The 11,894-nt window shown below is 36.9% G+C and carries 12 protein-coding genes; 4 read left to right on the top strand and 8 right to left on the bottom strand.

Annotated features, from left to right (window positions below; all coding sequences use genetic code 11):
• Positions 1-4: 4 nt before the first annotated feature.
• The gene (gene hutI, locus Q5N69_RS01595; RefSeq protein ID WP_304366999.1) at positions 5-1,273 is read right to left on the bottom strand and encodes an imidazolonepropionase; all 1,269 of its coding nucleotides are present in this window, start codon (positions 1,271-1,273) and stop codon (positions 5-7) included.
• 151 nt (positions 1,274-1,424) lie between these two features.
• Here hutI and hutC point away from each other — a divergent pair, with 151 nt between their 5' ends.
• From hutC to hutH, 3 genes are read left to right on the top strand one after another with little or no spacing between them, the layout of a single operon-like run.
• Positions 1,425-2,165: a histidine utilization repressor gene (hutC, locus tag Q5N69_RS01590; RefSeq protein ID WP_304366997.1), complete on the top strand. Its 741-nt coding sequence runs from the start codon at positions 1,425-1,427 to the stop codon at positions 2,163-2,165.
• Positions 2,166-2,200: 35 nt separating this feature from the next.
• Positions 2,201-3,919 carry a urocanate hydratase gene (gene hutU / locus Q5N69_RS01585; protein ID WP_304366995.1) on the top strand — a complete coding sequence of 573 codons (1,719 nt, stop codon included), beginning with the start codon at positions 2,201-2,203 and terminating at the stop codon, positions 3,917-3,919.
• Positions 3,920-3,928: 9 nt separating this feature from the next.
• Complete coding sequence (hutH, locus tag Q5N69_RS01580; RefSeq protein ID WP_304366994.1) at positions 3,929-5,473, top strand: histidine ammonia-lyase; 1,545 nt, start codon at positions 3,929-3,931, stop codon at positions 5,471-5,473.
• A 101-nt stretch (positions 5,474-5,574) separates the two neighbouring features.
• Here the strand turns inward: hutH and Q5N69_RS01575 are convergent, their stop codons facing one another.
• From Q5N69_RS01575 to Q5N69_RS01550, 6 genes are all read right to left on the bottom strand, one after another.
• Positions 5,575-6,042 (bottom strand): NfeD family protein, encoded by a 468-nt coding sequence (locus tag Q5N69_RS01575; protein WP_304366992.1) that lies wholly within the window; start codon positions 6,040-6,042, stop codon positions 5,575-5,577.
• Between the two features lie 21 nt (positions 6,043-6,063).
• Entirely contained in the window at positions 6,064-7,050 is a 987-nt protein-coding gene (locus Q5N69_RS01570; RefSeq protein WP_304366990.1) for an SPFH domain-containing protein, read from the bottom strand.
• A gap of 503 nt (positions 7,051-7,553) precedes the next feature.
• Positions 7,554-8,390, bottom strand: a complete 837-nt coding sequence (locus Q5N69_RS01565) for an SDR family oxidoreductase (RefSeq protein ID WP_304366988.1) — start codon at positions 8,388-8,390, stop codon at positions 7,554-7,556.
• An 84-nt stretch (positions 8,391-8,474) separates the two neighbouring features.
• Complete coding sequence (gene dtd / locus Q5N69_RS01560; RefSeq protein WP_304366986.1) at positions 8,475-8,912, bottom strand: D-aminoacyl-tRNA deacylase; 438 nt, start codon at positions 8,910-8,912, stop codon at positions 8,475-8,477.
• 9 nt (positions 8,913-8,921) lie between these two features.
• On the bottom strand, positions 8,922-9,887 hold the full coding sequence (gene pip, locus Q5N69_RS01555) for a prolyl aminopeptidase (RefSeq protein ID WP_304366984.1): 966 nt from the start codon (positions 9,885-9,887) through the stop codon (positions 8,922-8,924).
• Positions 9,888-9,899: 12 nt separating this feature from the next.
• Positions 9,900-10,766: a virulence factor BrkB family protein gene (locus Q5N69_RS01550; protein ID WP_304366983.1), complete on the bottom strand. Its 867-nt coding sequence runs from the start codon at positions 10,764-10,766 to the stop codon at positions 9,900-9,902.
• 291 nt (positions 10,767-11,057) lie between these two features.
• On the opposite strand from Q5N69_RS01550, the gene Q5N69_RS01545 reads away from it, so the two are divergent.
• The gene (locus tag Q5N69_RS01545) at positions 11,058-11,282 is read left to right on the top strand and encodes a hypothetical protein (protein WP_304366981.1); all 225 of its coding nucleotides are present in this window, start codon (positions 11,058-11,060) and stop codon (positions 11,280-11,282) included.
• Positions 11,283-11,333: 51 nt separating this feature from the next.
• Here Q5N69_RS01545 and Q5N69_RS01540 read toward each other — a convergent pair whose 3' ends face one another.
• Positions 11,334-11,507, bottom strand: a complete 174-nt coding sequence (locus tag Q5N69_RS01540) for a hypothetical protein (protein ID WP_304366979.1) — start codon at positions 11,505-11,507, stop codon at positions 11,334-11,336.
• Between the last annotated feature and the right edge of the window lie 387 nt (positions 11,508-11,894).

Genomic DNA, 11,894 nt, shown 5'->3' with positions numbered 1-11,894 from the left:
AGGCTTAAATAACGATACGCCCTTCTTTCATCAATGATGTTAAAGGGTTAACACCAAATTGATAAGCAAGCTCTGCCGGTTGTTCTATATCCCAACAAGCAATATCGGCGTCATAACCTACAGCTAATTTCCCTTTTGAATCATCAAGGCCTAAAGCTTTAGCAGCATTAATGGTTACGCCAGCTAATGCCTCAAGAGGCGTAAATTTAAATAAGGTGCATGCCATGTTCAACATAAGTTGTATTGACGTAATAGGAGATGAACCAGGGTTAGAATCAGTAGCTATCGCCATAGGTACTTTATATTTTCTTAACAATCCCATTGGTGGTAATTTGCTTTCTCGTAAGAAATAATAAGCTCCAGGCAATAAAACGGCTGTCATATTAGCTTCAGACATAGCTTTTACTCCATCTTCGCATATGTATTCTAAATGATCTGCCGATAGCGCTTTGTATTTTGCAGCGAGCTTAGCTCCTTTCATATTAGAAAGCTGTTCAGCATGTATTTTTACAGGTAAATTTAACTTTGCAGCTGCTTCAAAAACGTGTTCAGTTTCCTTTAAAGTAAAACCAATATTTTCACAAAAAACATCTACCGCATCGACTAAGCCTTTTGCAGCAATATCTGGGAGCATATTATTGCAGATGTCATCTATATAACCTTGTGAGTTATTTTGATATTGAGTAGGAATGGCATGCGCGCCTAGAAAAGTCTTTTTAACGGTAACAGGAAGTACATCAGCTAGCTGCTTCGCAACCCTTAACATTTTAGTTTCAGACACCAAATCTAATCCATAGCCAGACTTAATCTCAACGCTTGTTACGCCTTCATTATGTAAAGCGGTTAAACGTTTCTTGGCACTTTCAAATAACTCCTGCTCAGTTGCATTGCGAGTAGCTGCAACTGTTGAAATAATACCTCCGCCTGCATTAGCTATTTCTTCATAGCTTTTACCTTGTAAGCGCATCTCAAATTCGTTAGCACGATTCCCTCCGTAAACGATATGAGTATGGCAATCAATCAACCCTGGTGTTAACCATTGGTTTTTACCCTCAATCAACTGTTTTACAGAATACTGAACACCGGCTAAGTCTTTTAAACTGCCTAGCCATGCTATTTTCCCGTTTAATACTGCAACCGCAGCATTCTTAACAATGCCGTAATCTAAAGAGTCTTCCCTTTCTGTTTTAGTTTCCCCGGAAGCCATAGTGACAATATTTACATTGATCCAAAGTATGTCCCAACAAGGTTTATCTATTTGAATGTTTGTCATTTTATTACTCACTACGTAGCGACTCGATAACCTTACTTTACTTGATAGCAATAAAAGGATCAACACTTGTATATACAAGTGTTGATTTTTAGTAAATAAAATGAGATTGTATAAATAAGATAGACATTTAAAAACACAGTTTGGGATCAAGATGAAAGCAAAGACGCCAGCAAAAGCCCCCACTAAAAAGAAGTCAGCAGCTAAGTTTACTGTTATCAAACAGTTTATTTGCCAGAAAATAGAATCAGGACTTTGGCAACAAAATAAAAAAGTGCCTTCTGAAAACGAGCTTGCAGAACAATTTTCTGTTAGCCGAATGACCGCAAGAAGAGCCTTACAAGAACTGACCGAGCAAGGTGTTTTGGTTAGATCTCAAGGTGCTGGAACTTTTGTTGCAACATTCAAATCACAATCATCTATCTTAGAAATTAGAAGTATAGCCGATGAAATTTTTGAACGTGGTCACCAACACCGTTCTGAAACCATCACTTTAGAAAAAGTAGACGTTAGTAACGAACTCGCCATTTTATTGAATGTTTCACCTTCAGACAGTGTTTATTATTCCGAACTGCTACATTTCGAGAACGATGAACCTATTCAGCTAGAACAAAGATACGTTAATAGCACTTTGGTACCTGATTATATTAAACAAGATTTTAACCTGATAACGCCACACGAATACTTAACGTTAGAAGCACCGCTTACAGAAGCCACTCACGAAATTGAAGCCATACTTGCCTCACAATCAGTAGCTGAAAAACTCAAAATTGATAACACCAAGCCTTGTTTACAAGTGAAACGCAGAACGTGGTCAAGTAACGGCGTTGTTAGTTTAGCCATATTAACTTCACCAGGTGATAAGTATCGCTTAGGTAGCCGCTTAGTTTTTTAAAACTAGCCATAATTTTGAAAGATGAGGATTGAAGAATGACCACGAATGAAAAAGACATTGCTGATAAACGCATTGATACAAGCCGAATTATAAAGGCTGACACCGGCACCACAATCACCACTAAAAGTTGGTTAACTGAAGCGGCTAAGCGCATGTTAATGAACAACCTTGATGCTGAAGTTGCTGAACATCCTCAGTCACTCGTGGTTTATGGTGGTATTGGTCGAGCAGCAAGAGATTGGGAGTGTTTTGACAAAATAGTTGAAACCCTTGAAAAACTTGAAAATTATGAAACCTTGCTTATTCAATCAGGCAAGCCTGTAGGTGTTTTTACAACACATGAAGATGCACCGCGCGTACTTATTGCTAACTCTAACCTCGTGCCTCATTGGGCAACGTGGGAGCACTTCAATGAGTTAGATAAGAAAGGCTTGATGATGTACGGCCAAATGACGGCTGGCTCTTGGATCTACATCGGCTCGCAAGGCATTGTTCAAGGAACATATGAAACCTTTGTCGCTATGGCAAAACAACATTTTGGCGGTAGTGCTAAAGGTAAGTGGGTACTTACAGGCGGCTTAGGCGGTATGGGTGGAGCTCAACCTTTAGCAGCAACTATGGCTGGGTTTTCAGCATTGGTTGTCGAGTGTGACGAATCACGCATCGATTTCAGATTAAAAACACGCTACCTTGATAAGAAAGCTACATCTTTAGATGAAGTTTTAGCAATGATTAATGCAGCCACATCAAAAGGCGAAGCTGTTTCTGTAGGCTTACTTGGTAACGCCGCTGATGTATTTCCTGAATTAGTGAAACGTGGCATTACGCCAGATGTAGTAACCGATCAAACTTCCGCTCATGATCCTCTTAATGGTTATTTACCTCAAGGCTGGACGATGGAGCAAGCTGTTGAGGGTAGAAAAGAAAACGAAGCTAATGTAGTAAAAGCGGCAAAACAATCCATGGCAATACAAGTTCAAGCCATGCTTGATTTACAAAAGGCAGGTGCGGCAACAACCGATTATGGTAACAACATTCGCCAAATGGCTTTAGAAGAAGGTGTTACCAATGCCTTTGATTTTCCAGGTTTTGTTCCAGCTTATGTGCGTCCATTATTTTGTGAAGGTATCGGGCCTTTCCGTTGGGTCGCATTGTCTGGCGACCCGGAAGACATTTATAAAACAGACGCTAAAGTTAAAGAACTTATTCCTGATAACCCACATCTACATAACTGGTTAGATATGGCACGCGAGCGCATTGAATTTCAAGGATTACCAGCGCGTATTTGTTGGGTTGGCTTAAAAGATCGATCTCGTTTAGCCGTAGCTTTTAACGACATGGTTGCTTCGGGCGAATTGTCTGCTCCGGTTGTTATTGGTAGAGACCATTTAGATTCAGGCTCTGTTGCTTCACCTAATCGTGAAACAGAAAGTATGAAAGATGGTTCAGATGCGGTATCTGATTGGCCGTTACTGAACGCATTACTTTCAACTTCAGGCGGTGCAACTTGGGTAAGTTTGCATCATGGTGGTGGTGTAGGTATGGGCTTTAGTCAACATTCAGGTGTGGTTATTGTTGCTGATGGAACCGAGGCAGCTAAGAAACGTTTAAGCCGCGTACTTTGGAATGACCCTGCAACAGGTGTTATGCGACATGCTGATGCTGGATATGAAATAGCGCAAAGCTGCGCTAAAGAACAAGGTTTAAACTTACCTATGATCACTAACAATACAAATAACACCAAACAAGCTTAGGAGATAACCATGACACAAGTAAGCACATTAAACATATCTCCAGGGAAACTGACTCTACAGCAATTACGTAAAGTACAACGTAATGGCTATGATCATTTCACACTCAATGAAAACGCTTTTGAGAACATCAATAAAAGTGCAGAAGCTGTTCAACAAGTTATTAAAGAAAATAGAGTGGTATACGGAATAAACACAGGTTTTGGTTTACTCGCCAGCACTCGTATTAAAAATGATGAATTAGAATTACTACAACGCTCTATTGTCTTGTCTCACTCTGCTGGCTTTGGGAAAAACATGGACGAGTCGTCGGTGAGATTAATGATGGTATTAAAAATTAATTCATTATCTCGCGGGTTTTCAGGTATTCGTTTAGAAGTCATTCAAACCTTAATTACACTATTAAATAATAAAGTTTACCCTTGTGTACCGAAAAAAGGTTCTGTTGGCGCATCTGGTGATTTAGCCCCCTTATCTCATATGGTTTTACCTTTACTAGGTGAAGGTGAGATGACTTATCAAAACCAAGTGCTTCCAGCCAAAGAAGCCTTAGCTATAGCAGGATTAGAGCCTATAACTTTAGCGGCGAAAGAAGGTTTGGCATTACTCAACGGCACACAAGCTTCTACAGCATTTGCTCTTGAAGGTTTATTTTTATCAGAAGACTTATTCTCAGCAGCAGTTGTTATTGGTTCGATGTCTGTTGAAGCAGCTTTAGGTAGCAGAGCACCTTTTGATGAAAGAGTTCATATTGTACGCGGACAAATAGGGCAAATTGATGTCGCAAAAGCTTACCGACATGTATTAGGTAAAAACTCTGAGATTGGCTCATCACATGAAAAATGTGAAAAAGTACAAGATCCTTACTCACTTCGTTGCCAGCCTCAAGTAATGGGCGCCTGTTTAACACAAATAAGACAAGCAGCTGAAGTTTTACATATCGAAGCTAATGGCGTTACTGACAATCCTTTAGTATTTGCTAACGAAGGTGATTTTATTTCTGCTGGTAATTTTCATGCTGAACCTGTGGCTATGGCCGCAGATAACTTAGCTTTAGCAATTGCTGAAATAGGCTCTCTTTCTGAAAGAAGAATGGCGTTACTAATAGATTCCCATTTAAGTAATTTACCTCCATTTTTAGTTGATAATGGCGGATTAAATTCTGGTTTCATGATTGCTCAAGTAACCTCAGCGGCATTAGCTTCTGAAAATAAATCATTAGCTCACCCTGCTTCGGTAGACAGTTTACCGACTTCGGCGAATCAGGAAGATCATGTTTCTATGGCAACATTTGCTGGCAGACGCTTGGCTGAAATGAGCGAAAACACTAATGGCGTATTAGCTATTGAATATTTAGCATCTGCTCAAGGTTTAGATTACAGAAGCCCATTAAAAGGCTCACTGATCATCGAACAAGCTAAACAGATTTTACGTGATCAAGTCAGTTTTTATGATAAAGACAGACACTTTTCACCTGATATTGAAAAAGCATCAGGTATTATTTCTAATGCGGAATTTAACCAGTTCTCACCTCAAGGTTTATTACCAAGTTTGTAAGGCTAGTTAATTGGTATAATTAACAGTATAAAAAAAAAGCCAAATCATTGAAATTTGGCTTTTTTGATAGTGATTTTTATAATGAGAGCTACCCTAATAACTTACAGAGGCTTTACCAACATCACATTTCCATCAACACCTGCAATTACACAGGGTTTATCAGCAAGAATTACATCAACTTCACAGTCAGTTGTTAGTCTTGCGCTCCAGTCGATACCTGAAAAGCGAATTTTTCCTGCTACATGAGTAATTTCTGTAGAACTAGGTACTTGCTTACCAATCATATCGCTACTTGTATCTGAGCCCGTGCTTGAGTTTTGAAAAGACTTAAGAGGCTTCCATAACAACAATGCAATCAATGCTGTTAACGCACCAACAGATAAAAGCTCACTTTCCCAACCCGACAATATATTGAGCTGCACGAGAATACCTGTAATAACACTGGCAATAGCGATAAACAGTAGTGGTCCACTCATCCCAAGAACAGTCAGTTCCACAATAAAACTAATACCTGCTATTAGAAATAATAGCTGAGCATGATGCTCAGAAAAGTAATTAATAAGATCCATATCTAATCCTTAACACTTATATTAAGACACATCTGCTTGAGGTAACTTTAGTGAGCCAGAAACAGCGATAGCTTGCGCTACTGTATTAGCAATATTGTCAGCTGTTTTTCCGTCAGTTAAAACAACTGTGCTTTCTGCAGCAATAGCTTTATGTGCTGCAATAGCATCTTGAGCCAAAGTAAGAGTGATAGCCGCTTTACCGCTATCAGTATTCGCAGCATCACCAATAGTAGCAAGAGCTGCGGCTTCAGCTTCTGCTACTAATCTGATAGCTTCAGCTTTACCTGTAGCCTCTAAAATTTGTTTCTCTTTGTCTGCTTGAGCATTTAACACTTGTTCAGCCTTTGATGCTTCAGCATCTAATACTCGAGCCGCTTTTAAACCTTCAGCTTCAGTTATTGAAGCTGTTTTAACACCTTGCGCAGTTAAGATCACAGAACGCTTTTCTCGCTCTGCCGTCATTTGTTTTTCCATGTCTTCACGAATACTTTGAGGTGGATTAATATCGCGAATTTCATATCGAGTAACCATTACCCCCCAAGGAGCTGTTGCCTCAGTCATAGCCGCTAAGATAGTTGCATTAATGGTATCTCTAGATTGAAAACACTCATCAAGTTCCATAGAACCTATAGCATTACGCATCGTTGTCATCGCCAGTTGGGTTACTGACAATTTATAATCTGTAATATTATTAGTGGCTGCGCCAGCATCTGTTACTTTCATAAACAGAATGCCATCAAGCTCTAATGAAATATTATCTTTTGTGATGGCAGATTGAGATGAAATATCTAATGATTGTTCCTTTAAATTTCTGTCAGCTACAACAGATTGGATAAATGGAACAATAAAGTTAAGTCCTGCAGACAAGGTTTTATCGTATTTCCCTAAGGTATAAATTACATAACCTCTGTTTTGCGGTACAAAATAAATACCTTTCTTGAGGGTATATAAAACCACAAGAGTGATCCATAAAATGGGACTTGATATAAGAGGGATTAATAATTCCATGCGCTACATTCCTATTTAAATTTATTATTATCAATTAACTAATATAGATTAATTATCGACAACATACTATTAATAGCAAGATACGCTATTTACTTAAGGCTACTTTATCACCTATCTAATACATCGATTAAATGATGTTATGCAATAAAATATCTTTAATGGAATTTAGTTCAAATGTAGAGAAAGCCAATAAATAAAATAAAAAGTACAGGCAGAACAACCCACATATAATCACTGACTTTACTTGTAGAGTTTGTAAATCGTCTTACTAGATAATTAAGTAAGCAATAGAATCCGACACTTGCACACACGATAAGAAGATGAGTAAGGATAGTTTTAAACTCTATATTCTTGTCTACTAAAATTACAGCTCCTTTGTAAGTGATCATAACAAGATCAAGCAAAGTGATATGCAGTAGTAATACAATAAAGAGAGTAAAGCTTTTACTTTTAAAACATGCCATAAAGGGTTGAATACTTTTAATTAAATTTCATTTACAAGATTATGAATCTGATAACCAAGACAATAAGTCATCATAGGCAAATGTATAAGATAAAAACTTTCTTATTTTATTAGAGTTAATAATTTTATTAGCTACAAGCGAATCATTATTTATAGACTCTGTAAACTCAGGTTTATCAAGCCCAAGTACCCTTGCTGCTTGCTCGTAATATTCACGTTTAGCGATATGAGTTTGGCTTGAGCCATTATAAATAGAGCTATGTGCAGGTTTATTAATAAGTCCGAATAATAAGCCCACGGCATCTTGTTGGTGAATAAGATTTGTTGTGGCGTCAGGATCAGATAGTGATCTGCCACTTTTTAAGAATTTACCTGGATGTCTGTCTGGTCCGACTAAACCAGAAAATCTTAAAATGATAGTTTCACCTGAAAACTTAAGCGCCTCTTGTTCCGCTTGATGGATAATAGCTGTTTTTTCTGAAGATAAATCTAATGTAATATCTTCTTCAATATATCCATCTAATCCATTATAAACAGCTGTTGAACTGATCATTATTAATTGTTTAACATCGCCCGCTTGTGCAAGTTCAACCAAATGTTTTATTTTGTCTGCGTAGTCTTTACGACCTTGCCGTATACCAGGAGGTATAGCGATAATAACGCATGACTGTTTGAATAGAGAAAGTTTAAAGTCATTAGCTGAAGGAGAAGAATCCGATAAACTAAAACATTCAACTTGAGCGCCAAGTTTAGATAATTCTTCAACTTTATCTTGATGCTGAGTAGAAACAATGACTGAATATTGCTGACTTATTAATTTTTTAGTGAGTGCCTTACCTAGCCACCCACATCCTACAATGCCTACACTTGTACTCACAATTTAGCCTATTTGATCAAATTAGTTTTTTAAATCTTAAATCGAGTAATCTTTACGATGTATTTAGCGATATTTATTATAATGTTAGCAAGTTAGTCTAAAAGTAACCGGACCATCATTAAGTAATCGCACTTTCATATCAGCACCAAAAACTCCCGTAGGTACTTTAAAACCAAGTTCTCTAAGGTTTTTGCAAAAATCTTCATATAAACCTTTACTGATCTCAGGAGGCGCAGCATTGGTAAAACTTGGTCGTAATCCTTTTGAGGTATCAGCGGCTAAGGTAAACTGAGAAACAACTAAAATCTCACCACCTGCTTGTTCAACATTAAGGTTCATTTTGCCATTATCATCTTCAAATATACGATAACCAGCAATTCTTTGAGCTAACCGCTTAGCTTTAGCGGCATCATCTGTTGGTTCAATTGCCACAAAAACCAATAAACCTTTTTCTATTTCGCCTGTTATTTCATCATCTACGGTAACACTTGCTTCAGTTACTCTCTGTAATAATGCGATCATATAAACTTATTAAGCCTTCTCATTTAAAAATTCAGCCATGGTATCTGACGCTTTACAAAAAGCGTCTACCGTTTGTCGCTCAAAGCCACTATGCCCAGCACAAGGTAATGTGTGAAGGTGAGCGTTGTCCCACAACTCTGTGATCTGCTGAGCAATATATAATTGGCAAACCATATCATATCGCCCATGGATTAAAACAGCAGGTATATCTTTAATTTTATTTAAGTTTTTCAGGATATAGTTTTCAGAAAGAAAAGCATTATTAATAAAGTAATGACTAGACAATTTAGCCATACACAATGCCTGATGGGCATCATCTACCTGTAAACTACCAATACTCGGATGCTCAAGACTTGCAAGCCTAAGCTCCCATAGGTACCATTTTTTACTGGCGGAGATAGCCGCAATCTCGTTTTCTGAATGAAGTTTTTTATGGTAGTAAGACAATGGATCACACTGTTCATCACCAGACATATTTTTACAAAACTCTTGATAATACTCAGGGAAAAAGCGTTGAGCTCCTGCTGGTCTGTAAAGCCAATCATATTCAGCTTGGGTACCTAAAAACAGTCCTCTAAGTATAAAGCCAAGAACTTTCTCAGGATAAGCAATACCATAAACCATTGCTAATGTTGTGCCCCAAGACCCACCAGCAATCAACCATTGTTCTATGTTTAAGTGCTCTCTTATTTTTTCTATATCTGCTACTAATGCTTCTGTGGTGTTGTTCTCAACACTTGGTGCTGGATTAGATTGCCCACAACCGCGCTGATCAAACAAAATAATGTGATAAAGATTAGGATCAAAATAACGTCTATGATTTTCACTAGATCCGCCGCCTGGCCCACCATGTAAATAAAGTACTGGAATTCCTTTAGGATTACCTGATTGCTCTAAATACAACTGGTGTCCGTCACCAACATCTAACCATTCTTGATGATAAGCCGATATTTTAGGGAAAAGTGTTCTAGACATAAACCACCTCAATTATTCATTATTATTTTCAGCAACTTGTTCATCACTAAAGTCTTGTAAAGCTACCGTCAGTACAGCTCCAATTAAAGTCACTAACCATGATAAATAAACCCATAAAAAGAGAATAGGAATTGTACCTAATGCTCCATATATGGCTTGATACGATGGTAATTGAGTCACATAAAAAGCGAATCCCTTTTTGGCAACTTCAAATAATATTGCTGCAGTAACAGCACCTACTAATGCATATTTAAAAACTACCATTTTGTTAGGCACAATCATATATAAAACTAAGAACCCGCCCGCTGAAGCCAGTAAAGGTAATAGCCTTAAAAATATATTAGCAACACCATACACATCATAATCACCTAAAGAAACTAACGAGGCAATATACGAAGTAACAACAATACTACCACCAGCAAGAATAGGTCCTAAAGTTAAAACCATCCAGTACATTGAGAAGGAAGTGACAATTCTTCTTGGTTTATTCACACTCCATATTTTATTAAAGGTTTTATCTATTGCTGAAATAAGAAGTAAAGCAAATAAGAAGAGAAATGAAACAGCAATAGCTGACATTTTAGAAGCATTATCAACAAAACCAGTGAGATGATGTTGAACAACATCACCCGATGTAGGAACGAAATTATTATAAATAACACCTTCTACAACTTCTTTAATATCTGAAAATATTGGAAACGCTGTCATTATAGATAACATCACCACCATAAGAGGTACAAGTGACATTAAAGTTACGTAAGATAAATATCCCGCCACAACATGTATTTGTTCATACTTCACTCTTTTAAATAGATACAGAGCAAACTTTGCGATTATTTTCCAATGTGCGTAATTTCTTATTTTTTCGTAAAAATTCATATTTTCACAATTCGATTGTTAAAAAGTGCATCAATAATAGTATGATAGACTTATTCTTAGTGACACGAAACGAAATTATACCCAGCCTACAAATTTTAATGCGTAGAAAACAGTAAATACCAATAAAGCTAATACCCTTTATTTAACGACCATAAATTGGTTGATACTTATAAAACGTTACTGATATCGACTTGAGTAATTCATTAATCAACTTGGTATTAGCCTGTTTTTTCTGTATAAATGGTGATAATTTTAGTGAATCAATATTATATATTTTAACGAGGTTTAATTATGTCAGATCAAGGTTCAGGCGGTAATGTATTAGCTGCTATTTGTAATATTTTCATCCCTGGCTTAGGGCAATTAGTACAAGGAAGAATATTAGCAGCCATTCTATTTTTTGTATTTACTACAGCAGCTTGGGCAACAGCAATTATACTAATAGGTTGGGTGCTAGGACCGGTTATGCATTTGTGGGCAATCATTGATGCGGCAAGATTTAAATCGTCAAGCTAGCGAACTTCTCAGAATTATCACTTAAATTTGAAATATAATTTGAGTGATAATTTATAGTGTTTCTTTTCTTGAGTTAAATGGCTTTACATTACTCACACCTTCCCTACCTTCATCAATAAACACCTGATAAAGCAATTCCAACTTTTGCTGTTCATCAACACTGGCTTTATTCGCTACCATCTTCTCGAACAATAAACTTAATTGTCTCATTTCTGCATCTTTCACTTATATCTCCTTATGTAACTGAAAAACAGACACCTTTGAAATTTACAAACCAAATTTAGAGTTTATAAATTTAAGTACTAATTAAAGTGTAGTTGGCTTATCGAGTTCAGCCAGTAAATATGAATAAAAATATCTTCGATAACCAACTTGAACTAGAGACAATCAATTAAATCCCATATTTACATTTGATCGATTAAAATTTTTACCTGCATAGATACAAGTATTTTTTTGACGAGATAAGAAATGAAAGAAAGTGATATTTTAGGCAAAAAAAAGCCACTACTTTAAGTAATGGCTTTTAAGAATATTATGACCCGTCCTAAATAAGGTTGACACTTTTCTTTAAGTAAATTGGAGAGTGTTATGAAATCAACAACTAAGCGTACT

Origin of the sequence: Pseudocolwellia sp. AS88, assembly GCF_030551755.1 — a bacterium.
In the GTDB taxonomy this organism is placed as follows: domain Bacteria; phylum Pseudomonadota; class Gammaproteobacteria; order Enterobacterales; family Alteromonadaceae; genus Pseudocolwellia.
This window is presented reverse-complemented; position numbering and strand designations above follow the sequence as displayed.

Bases quoted from the DNA above. Each gene is read 5' to 3' on its own strand.
- hutI (WP_304366999.1), bottom strand. From the start codon at position 1,273: ATGACAAACATTCAAATAGATAAACCTTGTTGGGACATACTTTGGATC.
- hutC (WP_304366997.1), top strand. From the start codon at position 1,425: ATGAAAGCAAAGACGCCAGCAAAAGCCCCCACTAAAAAGAAGTCAGCA.
- hutU (WP_304366995.1), top strand. From the start codon at position 2,201: ATGACCACGAATGAAAAAGACATTGCTGATAAACGCATTGATACAAGC.
- hutH (WP_304366994.1), top strand. From the start codon at position 3,929: ATGACACAAGTAAGCACATTAAACATATCTCCAGGGAAACTGACTCTA.
- Q5N69_RS01575 (WP_304366992.1), bottom strand. From the start codon at position 6,042: ATGGATCTTATTAATTACTTTTCTGAGCATCATGCTCAGCTATTATTT.
- Q5N69_RS01570 (WP_304366990.1), bottom strand. From the start codon at position 7,050: ATGGAATTATTAATCCCTCTTATATCAAGTCCCATTTTATGGATCACT.
- dtd (WP_304366986.1), bottom strand. From the start codon at position 8,912: ATGATCGCATTATTACAGAGAGTAACTGAAGCAAGTGTTACCGTAGAT.
- pip (WP_304366984.1), bottom strand. From the start codon at position 9,887: ATGTCTAGAACACTTTTCCCTAAAATATCGGCTTATCATCAAGAATGG.
- Q5N69_RS01550 (WP_304366983.1), bottom strand. From the start codon at position 10,766: ATGAATTTTTACGAAAAAATAAGAAATTACGCACATTGGAAAATAATC.
- Q5N69_RS01545 (WP_304366981.1), top strand. From the start codon at position 11,058: ATGTCAGATCAAGGTTCAGGCGGTAATGTATTAGCTGCTATTTGTAAT.